We start from the raw sequence: 20,826 nt of genomic DNA, 5'->3' as shown, positions 1-20,826 counted from the left end.
TACGGAGCGCTTTCCGAAAGGCACCCGACAAGGGCTGAAGGTATCTTCACCACGAGGAGCCGATCATGACCATGCCGCTGCTGACCGAGGTGGACGCGGAGCACCTGCTCCGATGTATCTGCTTCAAGACCGGACCGCCCCGTACGGTCGGTGTCGAACTCGAATGGCTCGTGCACGATGTGCACCGCCCCGATTCGCCGGTCTCCGAGGACCGGATCGGGCAGGCGCAGACGGTGGTGCGCGCCCTGCCGCTCGTCTCCGCGCTCACCTTCGAACCCGGCGGGCAACTGGAGCTCAGCTCGCAGCCCGCCGCGTCACTGACCGAGTGCGTCGACTCGGTCTCGGCCGACCTGGCCGCGGTGCGTGCGGCGCTGCGCGGTGAGGGGCTGGTGCTCACCGGCCTCGGACAGGACCCCTGGCATCCGCCGCGCAGGCTGCTGCGCGAACCGCGCTACGACGCGATGGAGACGTATCTCGACCGGCACGGGACAGCCGGCCGCTCGATGATGTGCGGTTCGGCCTCCATCCAGGTCTGCCTGGACGCGGGGCACGCCGAGCCGGGTCCGCTGGGCTACGGCAGGCGCTGGAAGCTCGCGCATCTGCTGGGCGCGGTGCTGGTGGCCGCGTTCGCCAACTCGCCGCACCGCCAGCGCCGTACCACCGGCTGGCTCTCCACCCGGCAGTCCCAGTGGGCCGATCTCGACCCGGTGCGCTCACTGGCGCCCGGCGAAGGGCCGGAGCCCCGGGCGGCCTGGGCCGCGCATGTGCTGGATGCTCCGGTGATGTGCATCCGCGCCGATGCGGGGCCGTGGCCGGTGCCCGATGACCTTTCCTTCCGGCAGTGGCTGCGCACCGGGCTGCCCAGGCCGCCGACCCGGGAGGATCTGGACTACCACCTGACCACGCTCTTCCCTCCTGTACGGCCGCGCGGCCATCTCGAACTGCGCATGATCGACGCACAGTCCGGTGAGCACGGCTGGACGGTGCCGCTCGCGGTGACCGCCGCCCTCTTCGACGACCCGGCCGCGGCCGAGACCGTGTACCGCGCCGTCAAACCCCTCGCGGAGACCGCAGGCAGGTCACCGGCGCCGCGCAATCCGCTCTGGGAGACCGCGGCGCGGACCGGTCTCGCCGATCCGGAGCTGCGCGCGGCGGCGGCGCTCTGCTTCGCCGCCGCGCAGGAGGCGCTCCCCCGGCTCGGGGCCTCCACCGCCGTACGGGACGCGGTCGCCGCCTTCGCCGACCGCTATGTCGCGCGGGGCAGGTGCCCCGCGGACGATCTGCTCGATCCCGACCACGGGAAGGATCACCGCTCATGACCGCCGACCCCACCGCCGTGCGCCGCAGCGCGCTCGACGCGCTCACCGCGGCGCGCAGCCGGACCAGCGCGCTGACGGACTGTGTCGAGGACAGCGAACTCATCGCGCAGCACTCGCCGTTGATGTCCCCCCTCGTCTGGGATCTGGCTCATATCTCCAACCAGGAGGAGCAGTGGCTCCTGCGGGCCGTCGCGGGACGCGAGGCGATGCGCCCGGAGATCGACTCGGTCTACGACGCCTTCGAGCACCCGAGGGCCACCCGTCCTTCGCTGCCGCTGCTCCAGCCCGCCGAGGCACGCCGCTACGCATCGGACGTACGGGGCCGGGTCATCGACGTACTGGAGAGCGCCCCGCTGCAAGGCCGGCCGCTGGTCGACGCCGGATTCGCCTTCGGCATGATCGCCCAGCACGAGCAGCAGCACGACGAGACGATGCTCATCACCCACCAGCTGCGCAGCGGCCCCACCGCGCTGACCGCCCCCGCGCCGCCGCGCACCGACAGCACCGGCCTGCCGGACGAAGTCCTGGTCCCCGCAGGCCCGTTCACCATGGGCACTTCGGACGAGCCCTGGGCGCTGGACAACGAACGCCCCGCGCACCAGCGGCTCGTGCCGGCCTTCCGCATCGACACCGCCCCGGTGATCAATGGCGCGTTCCTGCGGTTCATCGAGGACGGCGGATACCGCGACGAGCGCTGGTGGACGGAGAAGGGCTGGGACCTGGTCCGCGGACACGAGCTGTCCGCGCCGCTGTTCTGGCACCGGGAGGGCGGCCAGTGGCTGCGCCGCCGCTTCGGCGCCGTGGAGCCCGTGGCGCCAGACGAGCCGGTGCTCCATGTGAGCTGGTACGAGGCGGACGCCTATGCCCGCTGGGCGGGGCGGCGGCTGCCGTCCGAGGAGGAGTGGGAGAAGGCCGCACGCCACGACCCGGCGACCGGCCGCTCGTACCGCTACCCCTGGGGCGACCAGGACCCCACACCGGAACGTGCCAACCTGGGGCAGCGCCATCTCGGGCCCGCTCCGGCCGGCAGCTATCCGGAGGGTGAATCCCCTCTGGGTGTACGGCAGTTGATCGGCGATGTATGGGAGTGGACGTCCAGCGACTTCCTGCCCTATCCGGGGTTCGCCGCCTTCCCCTACCGCGAGTACTCGGAGGTGTTCTTCGGCCCGGACCACAAGGTGCTGCGCGGCGGCGCGTTCTCCGTCGGCGAGGTCGCCTGCCGGGCGACCTTCCGCAACTGGGACCTGCCGGTGCGCCGTCAGATCTTCGCCGGGTTCCGGACCGCGAGGGATGCCTGATGTGCCGTCATATCGCTGTCCTGGGGCCGCCGGAGCCGCTCGGCGACGTGCTGGTGCGGCCCCGGCACTCGCTGGTGCGCCAGTCCTGGGAGCCGCGCAGACAGCGGCACGGGACGGTCAACGCCGACGGGTTCGGTGTCGGCTGGTACGCCGAAGGCGACCCGGTGCCCGCACGCTACCGGCGCGCAGGACCGATCTGGTCCGATCTCTCCTTCACCGATCTGGCGCGGGTCGTACGCAGCGGGGCGGTCCTGGCCGCGGTCCGTGACGCCACCGAGGCGGGCGCGGACGGCGAGGCCGCGGCGGCGCCGTTCGCCGCGGGGCCCTGGCTGTTCAGCCACAACGGGGCGCTCACCGGCTGGCCGGTGAGCGCGGCACCGCTCGCCGCCACGCTCCCGGCCGCCGAACTGCTCGGGATGGCGGCCCGCTGCGACTCCGCGCTGATCTGGGCGCTCGTCCTGCACCGGCTGCGGGAGGGCGACCCGCCCGGCCAGGCGCTCGCCGACACGGTCACCGACCTCGCGGCGGCCGCGCCCGGCTCGCGGCTCAATCTGCTGATGACCGACGGCGCCGCCATCGCCGCCACGGCCTGGGGCGACACCCTCTGGTATCGCACGGAGCCCGGCGCCGCCACCGGGGCGTCCCGCCGTACGGTCGTCGCCTCTGAGCCGTACGACGACGCACCGGGCTGGCGCGAGGTCCCCGACCGCACCCTGCTCGTGGCGAGCCGCACCGATGTCCAGCTGACCCCCCTCAAGGAGCACACGGCGTGAGTCCCTTCCAGCTGACCCGCACCCTGCCCGAGGACGCGACGGACGCCGCACTGCGCGCGGACGTGCGCCAGGGGCTGACCGGTACGCCCAAGACCCTGCCGCCCAAGTGGTTCTACGACGCCCGGGGCAGTGAGCTCTTCGAGGAGATCACCGCGCTGCCCGAGTACTACCCGACCAGGGCCGAGCGGGAGATCCTGCTCGCCCGCGCGGGCGACATCGCGGAGGCCACCGGGGCGCGCACCCTGATCGAACTCGGGTCGGGCTCGTCCGAGAAGACCCGGCATCTGCTCGACGCGCTGCCCGCCCTTGAGGCGTACATCCCGGTGGATGTGAGCGGGAGCGCGCTCACCGCGGCGGCCGATGCGCTGCTCGCCGAGCGGCCGGGGCTCACCGTGCACGCGCTGATCGCGGACTTCACCCGCGAACTGGCGCTGCCGGCGGCCCCGGGCCCCCGGCTCGTCGTCTTCCTGGGCGGCACCATCGGGAATCTGCTGCCGCCCGAACGGGGCGCGTTCCTGCGCTCCGTACGGAGCCTGCTCGAACCGGGCGACCAGCTGCTGCTCGGCACCGACCTGGTCAAGGACGAGAGCGTCCTGGTCCCGGCGTACGACGACGCGGCCGGTGTCACCGCCGCCTTCAACAAGAACGTGCTGAGCGTCATCGACCGGGAGCTGGGGGCCGACTTCGATCCGGACGCCTTCGACCATGTCGCCGTCTGGGACCGCGAGAACGAGTGGATCGAGATGCGGCTGCGGGCGCGCCGGGCGTTCACCGTGAAGATCCCCGAGCTGGATCTGGCGGTGCCGTTCACCGCGGGCGAGGAGATGCGGACGGAGGTGTCGGCGAAGTTCCGCGAGGAGCGGGTGCGGAGCGAACTGGCCGCCGCGGGCATGCCGCTGCGCCACTGGTGGACGGATTCCGGCGGGCAGTTCGCGCTGTCGCTCAGCGGTCCACCAGTTCGCCCGTGAGCTGCTTCGAGGCCTTCTTCGCGGCCTCGTGCGGGTCCTGTCCGGTGAGCACCTCCGTCATATAGGGCTTGATCGGGTTGTCTGCCTCGACCGCCGCCCAGCGCGGCGAGTTCGGGGTGGCACGGCCGCGTGCCGCGCCCGCGGCCATCGCGGCCGTCCCCTCCTCGCCCTTGACCACACCCGCGAGCGTGGTCTTGTTGGGGACGTAGCTCATGGTCCTGGCCAGCTCGGTCTGCCACTCGCGTCCGGCCAGGGCCTCGACGACCCCGACAGCCGCGTCGCCGTGGCGGGCCTTGTCCGGGATGATCAGGTCGGAGCCGCCGGTGAAGACGGCCGACGGCCTGGCCGCCGTCTTGCCGGGGATCGGGAAGAAGCCGAGCTTGCCCTTGAGCCGGGGGTTCTCCTTGAGGATGGTCTGCGCCGTTCCGGGCACTGCGATCATCTGCGCCACGTCACCGCGCGCGAACACATCGGCCTGCTGCGGGTGGGCCTCGTCCGCGTTCTTGGGCCCCTTGCCGAGGCTCTGGAGCTCCTTGTAGAAGTCCATGCCCCTGATCGCGGCCGGGCTGTCGATGGCGCCGGTGAAATTGCCGCCGGACTCCTCGGCCAGCTCCCCGCCCTCGTCCCAGATGAATCCCGAGAGGGTGTACCAGTCCTGTCCGGCGAGGTAGATGCCTTGCCGGTCGCCGCTGTTGAGCTCCTCGGTGTCCTTGATCCACTGCGTACGCGTCTTCGGCACCCCGGTGATCCCGGCTTGCCTGAACAGGTCCTTGTTGTAGATGACGACCCGGTTGGCCGCGTACCAGGGGACCCCGTACTGGGCTCCGTTGATGCTGCCGGGATCGGCGAGACCGGGCAGCCAGTCCTTGCTGCCGAGGTCCCGGACCGATTCCAGGGTGAGGTCGCGCAGCCCGCCGCTCTCCGCGTACATCGCGACCTGGGTGTTGCCGACCTCGATCAGGTCGGGGCCGTTGCCGGACCGCAGGGCGGCCGTGACCTTGGCGCCGATTCCGCCCCACTCCTGGATCCGGACGTCGAGCCTGGTGTCCTTGTGCTCCTTCTCGTACGCGCGGGTGAAACGCTGGACGAATCCGTCCGACGCGCTTCCCTTCATCAGCCACACCGTGACGGTGGTGGTGCTGTCCCCCGTACCCGGCAGATATCCGCAGCCGGTGAGCGCGGTCGCGGCGAGTGCGGTGGCGGCGAGCAGGGCGGCGCAGCGCAGGCCGGGGTGGTTCTTCACGGAGGTCACCTCTGTCGTAAGGACACGGCAGTTCATGACCCGACGTGGGGGAAGCGCGGACGGCTTGAACGGGTTGGCTGAATTTTGGTACAGACCAATCCCCCGGGTCAAGCCTGGGGCCTCCGGGACCGGGCGGCTTCCGGCGATCGCCCGGACCGGGCGGGCGCCGCGCGGAGTCCGGCTCCGTACGGCACCGTGGAAGGAGGCGACGAAAGGAGCGGGTCATGTCGGAGCACACCTACCGGGTGACGGAGATCGTCGGCACCTCGCACGAGGGCGTGGACCAGGCCATCCGCAACGGCCTGGGGCGCGCGTCCAGCACACTCAGGGGACTCGACTGGTTCGAGGTCACCCAGGTCCGCGGGCAGATCGTGGACGGGCAGGTCGAGCACTACCAGGTCGGCCTGAAGGTCGGCTTCCGGCTGGAGGACGAGGGGTGACCCGCCGCATTCCCCCGACGGGACGCGGCCGCCGGGGGAATGCGCGCCCGGCACGGGCGTTGAACCTGTGGTGAGCTCTGCGATCTCCTCGACACCGTTCTCCGTACTGGACCGCTCCCGCACCCGTGAGGGGCGCGACGGCTCCGAGGCCCTGCGCGACACCGTGCGTTTCGCGCAGCAGGCCGAGGCGCTGGGATACCACCGGTTCTGGGTCTCGGAGCACCACAGCGTGCCGGGGGTCGCGGGCTCGGCGCCCACCGTGCTCGCCGCAGCCGTCGCCGCCGCCACGTCGACGATCCGCGTGGGGACCGGCGGGGTGATGCTGCCCAACCACCGGCCGCTGGTCGTCGCCGAGCAGTTCGGGGTGCTCGAAGCGCTCTTCCCCGGCCGGATCGACATGGGCCTGGGCCGGTCGGTCGGGTTCACCGACGGCATCCGCAGGGCGCTGGGACACGGCAGACAGGACGCCGAGGACTTCGCCGCCCAGCTGGCGGAGCTGCTGGGGTACTTCTCGGGCGATCAGACGGCGCACCCGCAGGTCCACGCCCGTCCGGCGGAGGGGCTGCGGCTGCCCGCCTTCGTGCTGGCCACCGGCGCCGGGGCCCGGGTGGCGGCCGCGGCCGGGCTGCCGCTGGTGATCGCCGCCGTGCGTGGTGAGGACGAGATGCTGCGGGCCGTGGACGGCTACCGGGAGTCGTTCCGGCCCTCGGCCTGGGGCGAGCGCCCGTACGTCGTGCTCTCGGGCACCGTCGCCGTGGCGCCGACCACCGATGAGGCCCGCCGGATCCTGCTGCCCGAGGCCTGGTCCACGGCCTACTCACGGACCCATGGCGCCTTCCCGCCCCTTGTCCCCGCGGAGCGGATCGCCGGCCTGACGATGACCGCACGGGAGCGGAGCCTCTTCGAAGAGGCGCAGCGCGGTCAGCTGCACGGCACCGAGGAGGAGGTGGCGGACGGTCTGGAGAAGGTGCTGGGCCGCAGCGGGGCCGACGAGTTCCTGGTCACGACCAGTACGTACGACCGTACGGCGCTGCTCGACTCCTACCGGCGGCTGGCCCGGATCACCGGCTGAGCCGGCCACGGGCCCGCGTTCCGTACCGGCCGGTCCGTGGGCCGGTACGGCGGCCGGACATCTCCCGGACCGCCCTACAACCGGACCGCCCAACAAGCGGAGGCCGCTCGTCCGGGTACCGGCGCGGTTCTGCTACGGTCTCCCCATGTCAGTGATCCGTTGGTATCAGCGCTATGAGCCGGCTCCGGGTGGAGCCGGAGGTCACCTGCGCTGACCGACCGATCACCCGGAGCCAGCAAGGCAGAGACGCACCGTCTCTGCCTTTCGTCGTACAGGCGGGCTGGTACCGGACGGCGTGCACTCCACGCACACGGCCTCCCGCCGCAGCAGAACGGGAAGCCCCCATGAACACCTCCACGGACGGCGCGTCCGCCATCACCGGCGACGCCACCCGCGCACCCGGCACCACCGGCGCGTCCGCCAGTGCCCCGCCGGACACCGGTGACCTGCGGGTCACCGGCTTCCAGCGCCTCGTCGCACCGTCGGCCCTGCGGGACGAACTCCCCCTGGACGCCGAGCGCATGGCCCTGGTCCGCGACAGCAGGCGGGCCGTGCGGTCCGTACTCGCCGGGGAGGACGACAGACTCCTCCTCGTCGTCGGCCCCTGCTCCGTCCACGATCCGGCGGCGGCCCTGGACTACGCCCGCCGGCTCGCGGCGGCCGCCGCGCCCCTGAGCGGTGAGCTCTGCGTCGTCATGCGCGTCTACTTCGAGAAGCCGAGGACGACCCTCGGGTGGAAGGGGCTCATCAACGATCCCGGCCTGGACGGCACCTACGACGTGGAGCGAGGGCTGCGCACGGCCCGCCGGGTGCTGCTGGACGTGCTCGGTACCGGGCTCCCGGTCGGCTGCGAGTTCCTGGAGCCCAACGGCCCGCAGTACATCGCGGACGCGGTGAGCTGGGGCGCGATCGGCGCCCGGACACCGGAGAGCCAGGTGCACCGCCAGCTCGCGTCCGGGGTGTCGATGCCGGTCGGGTTCAAGAACGCGACGGACGGCGATGTCCAGGCGGCGGTCGACGGCTGCCGGGCGGCGGCCGGCAGCCATGTGTTCTTCGGGGTCGACGGCGAAGGCCACGGCTCGGTCGTCTCCACGTCCGGCAACCCCGACTGCCATGTGATCCTGCGCGGTGGCCGCGGCGGCCCCAACTACGGCCCGCGGGAGGTCGGCGACGCGCTCTCCCTGCTGGAGGGGGCGGGGATGCCGGGCCGTCTGATCATCGACGCCAGCCACGCCAACAGCGGCAAGGACCCGGCGCGCCAGGCGGAGGTCGTACGGGAGATCGCCGGCCGGGTGGCAGCGGGCGAGCAGGGCATCGCGGGGCTGATGATGGAGAGCTTCCTGCTGGCGGGCCGCCAGGAACCGGGCCCGCTCTCCACCCTGACGTACGGCCGGAGCGTCACCGATGCCTGTATCGGCTGGGAGGAGACCGAGCGGCTGATCGGCGAACTCGCGGCGGCCGTGGTGCGGCGGCGCGCTCGCCCGTAGCGGCGGACCGGGTGACGATGTGAGGGACACCGCCGCCTTCGGGCCGCGCGGGCGGGTCGTCCGCCGTGTCACCCGCGGACCGGGGAGCCGCGCGGACCGCAGACCGTAGCCGCGCGGACCGCTGAGCCAGGGACCACGGATCTATGCGGATCGACCGGTCCACCGGTTCACCGACCCACCGCTCCACCAACCCACCGACCCACCGACCCACCGACCGCAGGCGACAGGGGCTCCGCATGACCGGCAGTCAGGCCCCGCCGCAGCCGCAGCCAGCGCGCCCCACGGCGCGCTGGCGGGCGTGGCTGCTGGAAGGTCTGACCGAGCAGTCGGCGCGGCACCCCGGTCCGCACGGCACACCACCCGCCGAGAACAAGGGGCATCCCTGGTGGCGGGTGATGTGCCTCACCGGTGTGGACTACTTCTCCACGCTCGGCTATCAGCCGGGCATCGCCGCGCTGGCCGCCGGTCTGCTCTCCCCGCTCGCCACCCTGGTACTGCTCGCCCTGACCCTCGGCGGCGCGCTTCCGGTGTACCGGCGGGTGGCCCGCGAGAGCCCGCACGGCGAGGGCTCGATCGCCATGCTGGAGCGGCTGCTGCCCTGGTGGGCGGGGAAGCTCTTCGTCCTCGTCCTGCTGGGCTTCGCGGCGACCGACTTCATGATCACCATCACTCTGTCGGCCGCGGATGCCTCCGCCCATGTGGTGGAGAACCCGTTCGCACCACACTGGCTCCGGGGCGCCGGTCTCTGGATCACCCTGGGGCTGGTCTCCGGTCTCGGAGCGATCTTCCTCAAGGGCTTCAGAGAAGCGATCGGCATCGCGGTCGTCCTCGTGGGGATCTATCTGGGGCTCAACCTGATCGTCCTCGCCGACTCGGTGTGGAACGTGGCCCACCACCCCGTGGACGTGAGCGACTGGTGGCGGGCCGCGCGGGCCGCGCACTCCTCGCCGTTCGCGATGATCGGTGTGGCGCTGCTGGTCTTTCCCAAGCTCGCGCTCGGCATGTCCGGATTCGAGACCGGTGTCGCCGTCATGCCCCAGATCAAGGGGGCCGCCACGGACACCTGGGCCAGCCCCACCGGACGGATCAGGGACACCCGCAGGCTCCTCACCACCGCCGCGCTGATCATGAGCGGGTTCCTGCTGGTCTCCAGCCTGGCCACCACCCTCCTCATCCCTCCGGCCGAGTTCAAGGCCGGAGGGCGGGCCAACGGGCGGGCGCTCGCCTATCTGGCGCACGAATATCTCGGCGAGGCCTTCGGGACGGTGTACGACGTCTCCACGATCGCGATCCTCTGGTTCGCGGGCGCATCGGCGCTCGCCGGGCTGCTCAATCTCGTACCGCGCTATCTGCCGCGTTACGGGATGGCGCCGGAGTGGGCGCGCGCCGTCCGCCCGCTCGTCCTCATCTTCGTGGCCATCGCCTTCTTCGTCACCTGGCGGTTCGACGCGAACGTCGACAAGCAGAGCGGCGCGTACGCCACCGGGGTGCTGGTCCTGATGCTCTCCGCGTCCTTCGCGTCGACCGTCGCGGTCCTGCACCGGGGGCGCCGGCGGGCCGCCGCCGGGTTCGGTCTGATCACCGCGGTCTTCGCCTACACCCTGGTCACCAATGTGATCGAACGCCCCGACGGGCTGAAGATCGCCCTGCTCTTCATCATCGGCATCCTGCTGACCTCGTTCGCCTCCCGGGTGCACCGCGCATTCGAACTGCGCGCCACGGACGTCACGTTCGACGACACCGCGGCCCGGCTGGTGGACGTGGCCGCCCGGTCGGGACCGCTGCGCGTCATCGCCAGCGAACCCCACGAACGCAACGCCGCCGAGTACCGCGCGAAGGAGGGCAGCCAGCGCGAGGAGACCCATATCCCCGGAGGCAGCCCGGTGCTCTTCCTCGAAGTCACCGTGCAGGACTCGTCCGACTTCACAGTGAGCATGCCGGTACGGGGTGAGGAACGGTACGGGGCGCGGGTCCTGCGGGTGGCCGGGCCGGGCGTGCCCAACACCATCGCCGCGGTGCTCCTCCAGCTGAGGGACCGCACCGGCCGGGTGCCGCACGCGTACTTCAACTGGACGGAGGGCAGCCCGGTCGGCCATCTGCTGCGCTTCCTGGTCTTCGGCCACGGCGAGGTGGCCCCGGTGACGCGTGAGGTGCTGCGCCGTGCGGAGCCCGATCCGGACCGGCGGCCCCGGGTGCACGTCGGCTGACTCCGTGGGGGGAGAGCGCCGCCTAGAATTCCGTTATGCAAAGCCCCCATGACCCGTATGTCCGTGTCCGTGGCGCCCGTGAGCACAATCTCCGCGGCGTCGATGTGGACATCCCCCGCGACGCCCTGGTGGTGTTCACGGGGGTCTCGGGCTCGGGCAAGTCCTCGCTGGCCTTCGGCACGGTCTACGCGGAGGCCCAGCGGCGCTACTTCGAGTCGGTCGCTCCGTACGCCCGGCGCCTCATCCACCAGGTGGGGGCGCCGAAGGTCGGCTCGATCAGCGGTCTTCCGCCCGCGGTCTCGCTGGAACAGCGCAGGTCCGCGCCCACCTCCCGGTCCTCGGTCGGAACGGTCACCACCCTCTCGAACTCACTGCGGATGCTCTTCTCCCGCGCGGGTGACTACCCGGCGGGGGCCGAGCGGCTCGATTCGGACGCGTTCTCGCCGAACACCGCGGCCGGCGCCTGTCCGGAGTGTCACGGCCTCGGGCGGGTGCACCGCACCAGCGAGGCGCTCCTCGTTCCCGACCCCTCGCTCTCCGTCAGGGAGGGGGCCATCGCGGCCTGGCCCGGGGCCTGGCAGGGCAAGAACCTCCGCGATGTGCTGGACGCGCTCGGGTACGACGTGGACCGGCCCTGGCGTGAACTGGCGCAGCAGGACCGCGACTGGATGCTCTTCACCGACGAGCAGCCGGTGGTGACCGTGCACCCGGTGCGGGACGCGGGACGGATCCACCGCCCGTACCAGGGCACGTACATGAGCGCGCAGCGGTATGTGCTGCACACCTTCGCGGACTCCCGGAGCCCGTCGCTGCGTGCCAGGGCCGAGCGCTTCCTGACGAGCGCGCCGTGCCCGGTGTGCGGGGGCCACCGGCTGCGCCCCGAGTCCCTCGCGGTCACCTTCGCCGGACGTACGATCGCCGAACTCGCCGCGCTCCCGCTCTCCGGTCTCGCCGGGGTGCTCGCGGAAGCGGACGGCGGCGGCGAGACGGCGAAGGTGCTGACCGGCGATCTGCTGGCGCGTATCGCGGTCGTCACCGAACTGGGCCTGGGCTATCTGAGCCTGGACCGCACCACCCCGAGCCTCTCCTCGGGCGAACTCCAGCGGCTGCGGCTCGCCACCCAGTTGAGGTCGGGGCTTTTCGGCGTCGTGTATGTGCTCGACGAGCCGTCGGCGGGGCTGCACCCGGCGGACACCGAGGCGCTGCTGGTGGTGCTCGACCGGCTCGGGGAGACGGGCAACTCCGTCTTCGTGGTCGAGCATCAGCTCGATGTCGTACGCCGTGCGGACTGGCTGGTCGATGTGGGACCCCATGCGGGTGAGCACGGCGGCCGGGTGCTGCACAGCGGGCCGCCCGCGCTCCTCGCGGATGTCGCCGATTCGGTGACCCGGCGCTATCTCTTCGACTCTTCCGGGGCTCCGGAGCGCACGGTGCGAGAGCCGTCCGGGATGCTGGAGATCGGCCCGGTGACCCGGCACAACCTCGAAGGGCTGCGGGCCTCGGTCCCGCTCGGTGTACTCACGGCGGTGACCGGGGTGTCCGGGTCGGGGAAGTCCACCCTGGTGAGCGAGATCATCGAGGAACTTCCCGGCGTGCAACGCCTGGTGACGGTTGATCAGAAGCCGATCGGGCGCACCCCCCGGTCCAACCTCGCCACGTACACCGGTCTCTTCGACACCGTACGGAAGCTGTTCAGCGCCACCGACGAGGCGCGGGCCCGTGGGTACCGGGCGGGCCGGTTCTCGTTCAATGTGCCGGGGGGACGGTGCGAGACCTGCCAGGGCGAGGGGTTCGTCTCCGTCGAGCTGCTCTTCCTGCCCAGTACGTACGCGCCGTGCCCGGACTGCCACGGGGCGCGGTACAACCCGGAGACGCTGGAGATCAGGCACCGGGGCCGCACCATCGCCGATGTCCTCGATCTGACGGTGGAGGCGGCCGCCGAGTTCTTCGCCGGATCGCCCGCCGCCGCCCGCAGTCTGCGGACCCTGCTCGACGTGGGGCTCGGCTATCTGCGGCTCGGACAGCCCGCGACCGAGCTGTCGGGCGGCGAGGCGCAGCGCATCAAGCTGGCGAGCGAGCTGCAGCGCGCCCGCGGGGCGCACACCCTGTACGTCCTGGACGAGCCGACCACCGGGCTGCATCCGGCCGATGTGGAGGTCCTGATGCGGCAGTTGCACGGACTGGCCGACGCGGGCCACACGGTGGTGGTGGTCGAGCACGACATGACGGTGGTGGCCGGGGCCGACTGGGTGATCGACCTGGGCCCCGGCGGGGGCGGCGACGGCGGACGGATCGTCGCCGCGGGCCCGCCGGATGAGGTGGCTGCCGCGCCAGGCAGCCGGACCGCGCCCTATCTGCTGCGCGCGCTGCGCGGCACGGACGCGATGCCGGGCACCGCGGGGGACCGCGTCAGCGGCTGACCTTGCGGGTGGCCCGGAGCCACTCCTTGTTCATCGCGGTGATCGACGGCAGCGGGATGCCCTTGGGGCAGGCGGTGGCGCACTCCCCGGTGAGCGTGCAGCCGCCGAACCCCTCGTCGTCCATCTGCGTGACCATGTCGAGCACCCGGGTCTCGCGCTCGGGGGCGCCCTGCGGGAGCACATTGAGATGGTTGATCTTCGCGGATGTGAAGAGCATCGCGGAGCCGTTGGGGCAGGCCGCCACACAGGCACCGCAGCCGATGCACTCGGCGTGCTCGAAGGCGTAGTCGGCGTCCGCCTTCGGTACGGGCGTGGCGTGCGCCTCGGGCGCCGCGCCGGTCGGGACGCTGACGTAGCCGCCGGACTGGATGATCCGGTCGAAGGCCGACCGGTCCACCACGAGGTCCTTCACGACCGGGAAGGCCGAGGCACGCCACGGTTCGACGTCGATGGTGTCGCCGTCCCGGAAGGAGCGCATATGGAGCTGGCAGGTGGTGGTGCGCTCCGGTCCGTGGGCGTCACCGTTGATGACGAGGCTGCACGCGCCGCAGATGCCCTCGCGGCAGTCGTGGTCGAAGGCGACGGGCTGGTCGCCCTTGAGCGTCAGCTCCTCGTTGAGGGTGTCGAGCATCTCCAGGAACGACATGTCCGGTGAGATGTCGTCGACTTCGTAGGTCGTCATAGCGCCGGGGGCGGCCGCGTTCTGCTGGCGCCAGACGCGCAGGGTGAGCTTCATGCGTAGCTCCGCTGAGTGGGGTGGACGTACTCGAAGACCAGGTCTTCCTTGTGCAGGACGGGGGCGTCGCCGGTGGCGGTGAACTCCCAGGCGGCGGCGTACGAGAACTCCTCGTCGCGCCGCGCGGCCTCCCCGTCCGGGGTCTGGGACTCCTCGCGGAAGTGGCCTCCGCAGGATTCCGCGCGGTGCAGGGCGTCGAGGCACATGAGCTCGGCGAGCTCCAGGTAGTCCACGACGCGGTTGGCGCGCTCCAGCGACTGGTTGAACTCTTCGCCGGTGCCCGGCACCTTGATACGGCGCCAGAACTCCTCGCGGATCCGCGGCAGCCGGTCGAGCGCCTTGCGCAGGCCGTCGTCCGTACGGGCCATCCCGCAGAGCTCCCACATCAGTTCACCGATCTCGCGGTGGAAGGAGTCCGGGGTGCGGTCACCGTCGACCGAGAGCAGCAGATTGAGCCGGTCCTCGGTCTCGGCGACGGCCTCGGCCACCGCCGGATGGTCGGCGGTGATCTCCTCGTGGTGCGGGTTGCGGGCGAGGTAGTCGTTGATGGTGGACGGCAGGACGAAGTAGCCGTCGGCGAGCCCCTGCATCAGCGCGGAGGCGCCGAGCCGGTTGGCGCCGTGGTCGGAGAAGTTGGCCTCACCGATCGCGAACAGCCCCGGGATGGTGGTCTGGAGGTCGTAGTCGACCCAGAGTCCGCCCATCGTGTAGTGCACGGCCGGGTAGATGCGCATCGGTGTCTCGTACGGGTTCTCCGCGGTGATCTGCGCGTACATGTCGAAGAGGTTGCCGTACTTCTCCTCGACGGCCCGGCGGCCCATGCGCGTGATCGCGTCGGCGAAGTCCAGATAGACGCCCTGCCCGCCGGGTCCGACCCCGCGTCCCTCGTCGCAGACGTTCTTCGCGGCCCGCGAGGCGATGTCGCGCGGCACGAGGTTCCCGAACGACGGGTAGGTGCGTTCCAGGTAGTAGTCGCGCTCGTCCTCGGGGATCTCGTTGGCGGGGCGGTCGTCGCCCTTCGCCTTCGGCACCCAGATCCGGCCGTCGTTGCGCAGCGATTCGCTCATCAGGGTGAGCTTCGACTGGTGCTCTCCGGTGCGCGGGATGCAGGTGGGGTGGATCTGGGTGAAGCAGGGGTTGGCGAACCAGGCGCCGCGGCGGTGGGCGCGCCAGGCCGCGGTGGCGTTGGAGTTCATGGCGTTGGTGGAGAGGTAGAAGACGTTGCCGTAGCCGCCGCTGGCCAGCACCACCGCGTCCGCGAAGTACGTCGAGATCTTCCCGGTGATCAGATCGCGGGCGACGATCCCGCGGGCCTTGCCGTCCACCACGATCAGGTCGAGCATCTCGGTGCGCGGGTGCATCTCGACGGTGCCGGCCGCGATCTGCCGGGAGAGCGCCTGGTAGGCGCCGAGGAGCAGCTGCTGCCCGGTCTGGCCACGGGCGTAGAAGGTACGGGAGACCTGGACGCCGCCGAAGGAGCGGGTGTCGAGGAGTCCGCCGTACTCACGGGCGAACGGCACGCCCTGGGCGACGCACTGGTCGATGATCTCCACCGAGATCTGGGCGAGCCGGTGGACGTTGGACTCGCGGGACCTGAAGTCGCCGCCCTTGACGGTGTCGTAGAAGAGCCGGTGCACCGAGTCGCCGTCGTTCCGGTAGTTCTTGGCGGCGTTGATCCCGCCCTGCGCGGCGATGGAGTGGGCCCGGCGCGGTGAGTCCTGGTAGCAGAACTGCACGACGTGGTAGCCCTGTTCGGCGAGGGTGGCGCCGGCGGAGCCGCCCGCGAGTCCGGTGCCGACGACGATGACGGTGTGCTTGCGGCGGTTGGCCGGGTTGACCAGCTTGGCCTCGAAGCGGCGGGTGTCCCAGCGGTCGGCGACCGGCCCCTGCGGGGCCTTGGTGTCGGCGGCCGGGGCGCCGGTCGTGTACTGCGTGTAGGCGGTCATGTCAGCTCACGACTCCGGTCATGACGGCGACGGGTACCGAGATGAAACCCACCGTCAGCACCAGCGCGAGGATGTTGGCGACGGCCTTCAGCACCCGGTCGCGGGTGGCCTTCCCGGCGCCGAGGGTCTGTGCCGCGCTCCAGAAGCCGTGCCTGATGTGCAGACCGAGCGCGAGCATCGCGACGATGTAGATGACATCGCCGTACCAGGTGTGGAACGTCGCCACGACGTTCTCGTAGGGGTGTCCTGGCTGGGCGTTGTCGTTCACCGTGAGGGTGGTGAAGTCCAGCAGGTGCCAGACGATGAACAGGGCGAGGATGATGCCGCCCCAGCGCATGGTGCGGGTGGCATAGCTGGCGCGCGGGCGCTTGTGCGCGTACGCGACCGGGCGGGCCCGCAGATCGCGGCGGCTGAGCTGGTAGGCGCAGACGGCGTGCAGCACCACCGCGGCGACGAGCACGACGCGGATGATCCACAGCGCCCACTCGTAGTGGAGGAAGGGCTCACCGATGGTGCGCAGCCAGTGCGCGTAGCTGTTGAACTGCCCGGAGCCGAAGAAGATCTTCAGGTTGCCGAACATGTGGACGACCAGGTACAGCAGCATGATCAGACCGCTCACGGCCATGATCGTCTTCTTGCCCACGGTCGATGACCAGACCGAGCGCGCCATGGACGGCCGTCGGTCCGTCTTCGTTGCCAGTGCCATGTCAGAACACGTTACGGATCGCGTGGCCAGTGGTCCAAGACATGGAACGCCTCATATCCATAGCCGCTGGCTATCGTGCTCGGTTACGGTGGTAGCCATGCAGCTCCAGCAGCTCGGGTATTTCGTCGCCGTCGCCGAGACCCGTCACTTCACCCGCGCCGCCGAGGAGCTGCATGTCGCCCAGCCCTCGCTGTCCCAGCAGATCAGGGCGCTGGAGAAGGAGCTGGGCGCCGCCCTGTTCAGCAGGGCCCGCGGCAACATCGCCCTCACCGACGCCGGGGAGACGCTGCTGCCGCTCGCCCGGCGGATCCTCGCCGACGCCGAGACGGCCCGCCACGAGGTGCAGGAGCTGGCCCAGCTCAGGCGCGGCCGGGTCAGGCTGGGCGCGACACCGAGCCTCTGCACCGGTCTGCTCCCCGATGTGCTGCGCACCTTCCACGACCAGCACCCCGGTATCCAGCTGATGATCGAGGAGGGCGGCTCGCACGACCTCGTGCGGGAGCTGGCGCGCGGCGCCCTGGATCTCGCGCTGGTCGTCCTCCCGCTGCCCGCCCCCTCGCCCGCACTCACCACCGTCGAGCTGTTCCACGAGGACCTGGTCGTCGTCTCGTCGCCGGCGGCCGCCCCGCCGCACTCACCCCTGCGGATCGCCGACCTGGAGGGCGAGCCGATGGTGATGTTCCGGCACGGCTACGACCTGCGGGACCTCACGCTCTCGGCCTGCCGGGCCGAGGGGTTCGAGCCGTACTTCACCGTGGAGGGCGGCGAGATGGACGCGGTGCTCGGTTTCGTACGGGCCGGGCTCGGCATCGCGGTCGTGCCCGCCATGATCGCGGCCAGGGCCGGACACGGGCTGCGGGTCACCCCGCTGGCCCGCCCCGGACTGCGCCGTACGATCGCGCTGGCCCACCGCAGCGATGTGGCGCCGCCGCGCGCCGCCCGGGTCCTCCAGGAGGTCCTGCTCGCCGACGCCCCGGCGGGCACCGGTCACACCGCGTCGGCCAGCGACAGCGTGTGAATCCGGTCGGGTGCGCCCGGCCTCGCGTAGTACCAGCCCTGAGCCGTGTCGCAGCCCAGCTCCTTGAGCTGGTCGGCCTGTGCGCCGGTCTCCACGCCCTCGACGGTGACCGCCAGCTCCAGGCTGTGCGCCAGGGCCACGATCCCCTCGACGATCTTGAGGTCGACCGGGTCGGCCGGGTGCTGCTGCATCGACTGCGTGAACGACCTGTCCAGCTTCAGCACACTCACCGGCAGCCTGCGCAGATTGGCGAGGTTGGAGTAGCCGGTGCCGAAGTCGTCCAGCGCGATGTCCACGCCCATGTCGGCCAGTTGCCGCAGCGGTTTGAGCAGATCGTCGTCGGCGCCGATCAGCGCCGACTCGGTTACCTCCAGGCAGAGCGCCCCCGGATCGAGACCGGTGCGCTCCAGGACCGCCACCGTGTCGGCGACCAGACCCGGGTGGTGGAGCTGGGTGGGCGAGAGGTTCACATTGATCCGCAGCGGACCGCCGTCGCTGTGCGCGGGGTGCAGCTGCTGCCAGCCCCGCGCCTGGCGTACCGACTCCTCCAGGACCCAGCGGCCGAGCGGCACGATCAGCCCGGTGTGCTCGGCGAGCGAGATGAACCGGTCGGGCCCGAGTATCCCGTGCTGCGGGTGTGACCAGCGCACCAGCGCCTCCGCGCCGTGCACGGTGCCGTCGCCGAGGTGCACCAGCGGCTGGTACTCGATGAAGAACTCACCGCGCTCCAGGGCCGCGGGCAGCGCGGTGGTGAGGCCGTGCCGGGTGATGGCGCGGGCGTCCGCCTCGGCGTCGGCCAGCTGGAAGCGGTTGCCGCCCGCCGCCTTGGCCCGGTACATGGTGATGTCGGCGCTGCGCAGTACCTCGGCCGCGCTCTGCGCCCCGGACAGCCCCTCGACCACCCCGATGCTCCCCCGGACGGTCAGCTCCCGGCCGTCGATACGGATGGGGGCCGCCAGGACCGACAGGATGCGTACGGCCAGCTCCTCGACCTCGTCGGCCGACTCGTATCCCGTGGTGAGCGCGACGAATTCGTCCCCGCCCAGTCGGGCCACCATCTCGCCGGACGCCGTGGCGCAGCTCTGCAGCCGGTCGGCGACCTCGACCAGCATCCGGTCCCCCGCCGAGTGCCCGAGGCTGTCGTTGATCGCCTTGAAGCCGTCGAGGTCCAGATAGCAGAGGCCGAAGCGCAGCCCGTCGGGCGCGGTGACCGCCTTCTCCAGCCGCTCGAAGAAGAGCGTGCGGTTGGGCAGCCCGGTCAGCGCGTCGTGCGTCGCCTCGTACCGCAGCCGCAGATTGAGCAGCCGCCGCTCGGTGGTGTCCTCGATGAGCGCCAGCTGGTACTGCGGATTGCCCTCGGCGTCCCGCAGCAGGGAGACCGTGAGATTGGTCCACAGGACGGTGCCGTCATTGCGGTAGTACGGCTTCTCGACCCGGTAGTGCTCACGGTCGCCGCGTACCAGCTCGGCGTGGAGCCGCCAGACGTGCGGGGCGTCGTCGGGGTGCACCCACTCGTTCACCTTGCGGCTGCGTACGTGGTGGTCGACCCCGCCGAACATCCGCAGCAGGGCGGCGTTGATCTCCAGGATGTTGCCGTCCAGGTCGGCGATGCCTATGCCGACGGCCGCGTCCTCGAACACCGCCCTGAACCGGGTCTCGGTGACGTGCAGGGCCTCCTCGGCGGCGCTGCGGGCGGAGAGCGCCGAGCGGGCGATGGCTTCCTGCTCCGCGAGGGTGCGCTCCCGCAGCGCCTGGGAGAAGCCGGCGGCCAGCGCGTGCTGGAGGCGGGCACAGCGGTTGCGGAACTCCTCGGCGGTCAGGTCGGGCCCCGACTCCCTCTCACCGCAGTAGAGCACCAGATACGAGTCGACCACCCCGAGCGTCCGGCTGAGGGCGTCGGGGTCGGTGCAGTGGGCCGCCACCAGGTCGCCGCCGATCCGGTGGGCCGGCGCCGGATCGAAGGGCCAGGCATGCAGCGCTTCGCTGAGGGAGCACGCCAGCGGCAGCAGATGCTGCTCGAACTCGGGCCTGGTCAGCGAGGTGGCGGTGGACGGGAAGATGGCCCGGCTCCAGATGGTCGCGAAGCGGCCGATTCTGTCCTCGGGGCTGTCCTGGCCGGCCTGGGACGCCGACTTCTGGCTCGGCACGTTCATGGCCTGAGTCCCACGCCCACGACACCGGAGAAGGCGTACGGGTCCTCCTGGTCGACCGGTGTCTCGGGCCGCCACTCCGGCATGGTGACCAGACCGGGCTGGACGAGTTCGTACCCGTCGAAGAAGCGGGCGACCTCCTCGCGCGAGCGCATCACCAGCGGGTTGCGGATGTTCCGGTAGACACCGACCGCGCCGCCCGCCTGCTCCTGCAGGACGGGGATTCCCTCGTACGAGGCGTGGGTGAGGATCAGCAGACTGCCGGGCGCCAGGGCGTCGCGCAGGGCGGCGACCGCCGTGTACGGGTCGTCGGCGTCCTCGATGAAGTGGAGTACGGCGACCAGCAGCAGCGCGACCGGGCGTTCCAGGTCGAGTACGGCCGCGACCTCCGGGCTGTCCAGGATCTCCCGGGGCTTGCGCAGGTCGGCCGCGGCCACGGCGGTCAGGTCGTTGCCTTCGAGCACGGCCTTGCTGTGGGCGACGGCGACCGGGTCGTGGTCGACGTACACGACCCGGGCGTCCGGGTCGATGGACTGGGCGACCTCGTGCACATTCCCGAAGGTCGGTATACCGGAGCCGATGTCGAGAAACTGCGTGATTCCCCGTTCCACGGCGAACCTGACCGCGCGGCGCATGAAGGCCCGGTTCGCCTGCATCACCTTGGGAAGTCCCGGCATGAACTCCATGGCTTTGCGGGCGGCCTCACGGTCCACCTCGAAATTGTGCGAACCGCCCAAGTAGTAGTCGTAGATCCGCGACACACTCGGCACCGAAAGATCGATGCCCTGCGGGGCCCAGGCAGGACGCTCCATCAATGTCTCCAACAAATCGGCACGACGGTCCGGCCATGTCCATGGCCACTGTTCGGGCCGAATCTACTGACCACCCGGCAAGAGAGCGAGCAAAAACGGAAATTGGCGGTCCGTTCTCGGTCACACGCCGCTGGCAAGTGCTTCCGGCCTGCCGCCGCGCGCTCCGTGCGAGCGTGGCGGAGCCCATCGTAGGCACCGTACTCCGCGGCAATTCCCGCGGGTGACACGTGA

At 71.2% G+C, this 20,826-nt stretch carries 16 protein-coding genes; 10 read left to right on the top strand and 6 right to left on the bottom strand.

Annotated features, from left to right (window positions below; genetic code table 11):
* Positions 1-65: 65 nt before the first annotated feature.
* Genes egtA through egtD form a run of 4 tightly spaced genes read left to right on the top strand, consistent with a single transcriptional unit; the run spans position 66 to position 4,358 of the window.
* Positions 66-1,319, top strand: coding sequence for an ergothioneine biosynthesis glutamate--cysteine ligase EgtA (egtA, locus tag ACWGKJ_RS19325; protein ID WP_385033657.1), 1,254 nt, complete (start codon positions 66-68; stop codon positions 1,317-1,319).
* Entirely contained in the window at positions 1,316-2,617 is a 1,302-nt protein-coding gene (gene egtB / locus ACWGKJ_RS19320; protein ID WP_385033660.1) for an ergothioneine biosynthesis protein EgtB, read from the top strand. The genes egtA and egtB overlap by 4 nt, the downstream gene beginning before the upstream one ends.
* Positions 2,617-3,390: an ergothioneine biosynthesis protein EgtC gene (egtC, locus tag ACWGKJ_RS19315; RefSeq protein ID WP_385033663.1), complete on the top strand. Its 774-nt coding sequence runs from the start codon at positions 2,617-2,619 to the stop codon at positions 3,388-3,390. The genes egtB and egtC overlap by 1 nt, the downstream gene beginning before the upstream one ends.
* Positions 3,387-4,358 carry an L-histidine N(alpha)-methyltransferase gene (gene egtD, locus ACWGKJ_RS19310; RefSeq protein ID WP_385033666.1) on the top strand — a complete coding sequence of 324 codons (972 nt, stop codon included), beginning with the start codon at positions 3,387-3,389 and terminating at the stop codon, positions 4,356-4,358. Before egtC ends, egtD begins: the two co-directional genes overlap by 4 nt.
* Here the strand turns inward: egtD and ACWGKJ_RS19305 are convergent.
* The gene (locus ACWGKJ_RS19305) at positions 4,333-5,583 is read right to left on the bottom strand and encodes an extracellular solute-binding protein (RefSeq protein ID WP_453315776.1); all 1,251 of its coding nucleotides are present in this window, start codon (positions 5,581-5,583) and stop codon (positions 4,333-4,335) included. The two genes, egtD and ACWGKJ_RS19305, sit on opposite strands and share 26 nt — an antisense overlap.
* A gap of 242 nt (positions 5,584-5,825) precedes the next feature.
* Between ACWGKJ_RS19305 and ACWGKJ_RS19300 the strand changes: the two genes are divergently transcribed.
* The 5 genes from ACWGKJ_RS19300 (at position 5,826) to ACWGKJ_RS19280 (ending at position 13,227) form a co-directional block, all read left to right on the top strand.
* Positions 5,826-6,041, top strand: a complete 216-nt coding sequence (locus ACWGKJ_RS19300) for a dodecin (protein WP_385033672.1) — start codon at positions 5,826-5,828, stop codon at positions 6,039-6,041.
* 70 nt (positions 6,042-6,111) lie between these two features.
* Positions 6,112-7,113 carry an MsnO8 family LLM class oxidoreductase gene (locus ACWGKJ_RS19295; RefSeq protein WP_385022151.1) on the top strand — a complete coding sequence of 334 codons (1,002 nt, stop codon included), beginning with the start codon at positions 6,112-6,114 and terminating at the stop codon, positions 7,111-7,113.
* Positions 7,114-7,457: 344 nt separating this feature from the next.
* Positions 7,458-8,600 (top strand): 3-deoxy-7-phosphoheptulonate synthase, encoded by a 1,143-nt coding sequence (locus tag ACWGKJ_RS19290; protein ID WP_385022148.1) that lies wholly within the window; start codon positions 7,458-7,460, stop codon positions 8,598-8,600.
* A gap of 236 nt (positions 8,601-8,836) precedes the next feature.
* Positions 8,837-10,807: an APC family permease gene (locus tag ACWGKJ_RS19285; RefSeq protein ID WP_385022144.1), complete on the top strand. Its 1,971-nt coding sequence runs from the start codon at positions 8,837-8,839 to the stop codon at positions 10,805-10,807.
* Between the two features lie 35 nt (positions 10,808-10,842).
* Positions 10,843-13,227: an ATP-binding cassette domain-containing protein gene (locus ACWGKJ_RS19280; protein ID WP_385022141.1), complete on the top strand. Its 2,385-nt coding sequence runs from the start codon at positions 10,843-10,845 to the stop codon at positions 13,225-13,227.
* Here ACWGKJ_RS19280 and ACWGKJ_RS19275 read toward each other — a convergent pair.
* Genes ACWGKJ_RS19275 through ACWGKJ_RS19265 form a run of 3 tightly spaced genes read right to left on the bottom strand, consistent with a single transcriptional unit; the run spans position 13,217 to position 16,615 of the window.
* Positions 13,217-13,963, bottom strand: coding sequence for a succinate dehydrogenase/fumarate reductase iron-sulfur subunit (locus ACWGKJ_RS19275; RefSeq protein ID WP_385022138.1), 747 nt, complete (start codon positions 13,961-13,963; stop codon positions 13,217-13,219). The genes ACWGKJ_RS19280 and ACWGKJ_RS19275 overlap by 11 nt on opposite strands.
* Positions 13,960-15,909, bottom strand: a complete 1,950-nt coding sequence (locus ACWGKJ_RS19270; protein WP_385022135.1) for a fumarate reductase/succinate dehydrogenase flavoprotein subunit — start codon at positions 15,907-15,909, stop codon at positions 13,960-13,962. Before ACWGKJ_RS19270 ends, ACWGKJ_RS19275 begins: the two co-directional genes overlap by 4 nt.
* Position 15,910: 1 nt before the next feature.
* Complete coding sequence (locus ACWGKJ_RS19265; RefSeq protein WP_385022132.1) at positions 15,911-16,615, bottom strand: succinate dehydrogenase cytochrome b subunit; 705 nt, start codon at positions 16,613-16,615, stop codon at positions 15,911-15,913.
* Positions 16,616-16,712: 97 nt separating this feature from the next.
* On the opposite strand from ACWGKJ_RS19265, the gene ACWGKJ_RS19260 reads away from it, so the two are divergent.
* Entirely contained in the window at positions 16,713-17,633 is a 921-nt protein-coding gene (locus tag ACWGKJ_RS19260) for a LysR family transcriptional regulator (protein ID WP_385022130.1), read from the top strand.
* Here the strand turns inward: ACWGKJ_RS19260 and ACWGKJ_RS19255 are convergent.
* Together ACWGKJ_RS19255 and ACWGKJ_RS19250 are read right to left on the bottom strand one after the other, a co-directional pair.
* Complete coding sequence (locus tag ACWGKJ_RS19255) at positions 17,603-19,786, bottom strand: putative bifunctional diguanylate cyclase/phosphodiesterase (protein ID WP_385022127.1); 2,184 nt, start codon at positions 19,784-19,786, stop codon at positions 17,603-17,605. The two genes, ACWGKJ_RS19260 and ACWGKJ_RS19255, sit on opposite strands and share 31 nt — an antisense overlap.
* Entirely contained in the window at positions 19,783-20,595 is an 813-nt protein-coding gene (locus ACWGKJ_RS19250; RefSeq protein ID WP_385022124.1) for an SAM-dependent methyltransferase, read from the bottom strand. The genes ACWGKJ_RS19255 and ACWGKJ_RS19250 overlap by 4 nt, the downstream gene beginning before the upstream one ends.
* Between the last annotated feature and the right edge of the window lie 231 nt (positions 20,596-20,826).

The organism is Streptomyces sp. NPDC054757 (assembly GCF_053612185.1).
The sequence above is the reverse complement of the archived record's forward strand: the minus strand, read 5'-3'. Positions and strand labels throughout refer to the sequence as shown.

Excerpts from the sequence above, each read along its gene's own strand:
- egtA (WP_385033657.1), top strand. The coding sequence starts at position 66 with ATGACCATGCCGCTGCTGACCGAGGTGGACGCGGAGCACCTGCTCCGA.
- egtB (WP_385033660.1), top strand. The coding sequence starts at position 1,316 with ATGACCGCCGACCCCACCGCCGTGCGCCGCAGCGCGCTCGACGCGCTC.
- egtC (WP_385033663.1), top strand. The coding sequence starts at position 2,617 with ATGTGCCGTCATATCGCTGTCCTGGGGCCGCCGGAGCCGCTCGGCGAC.
- ACWGKJ_RS19300 (WP_385033672.1), top strand. The coding sequence starts at position 5,826 with ATGTCGGAGCACACCTACCGGGTGACGGAGATCGTCGGCACCTCGCAC.
- ACWGKJ_RS19290 (WP_385022148.1), top strand. The coding sequence starts at position 7,458 with ATGAACACCTCCACGGACGGCGCGTCCGCCATCACCGGCGACGCCACC.
- ACWGKJ_RS19285 (WP_385022144.1), top strand. The coding sequence starts at position 8,837 with ATGACCGGCAGTCAGGCCCCGCCGCAGCCGCAGCCAGCGCGCCCCACG.
- ACWGKJ_RS19280 (WP_385022141.1), top strand. The coding sequence starts at position 10,843 with ATGCAAAGCCCCCATGACCCGTATGTCCGTGTCCGTGGCGCCCGTGAG.
- ACWGKJ_RS19275 (WP_385022138.1), bottom strand. The coding sequence starts at position 13,963 with ATGAAGCTCACCCTGCGCGTCTGGCGCCAGCAGAACGCGGCCGCCCCC.
- ACWGKJ_RS19270 (WP_385022135.1), bottom strand. The coding sequence starts at position 15,909 with ATGACCGCCTACACGCAGTACACGACCGGCGCCCCGGCCGCCGACACC.
- ACWGKJ_RS19265 (WP_385022132.1), bottom strand. The coding sequence starts at position 16,615 with ATGGCACTGGCAACGAAGACGGACCGACGGCCGTCCATGGCGCGCTCG.
- ACWGKJ_RS19260 (WP_385022130.1), top strand. The coding sequence starts at position 16,713 with ATGCAGCTCCAGCAGCTCGGGTATTTCGTCGCCGTCGCCGAGACCCGT.
- ACWGKJ_RS19255 (WP_385022127.1), bottom strand. The coding sequence starts at position 19,786 with ATGAACGTGCCGAGCCAGAAGTCGGCGTCCCAGGCCGGCCAGGACAGC.
- ACWGKJ_RS19250 (WP_385022124.1), bottom strand. The coding sequence starts at position 20,595 with ATGGAGCGTCCTGCCTGGGCCCCGCAGGGCATCGATCTTTCGGTGCCG.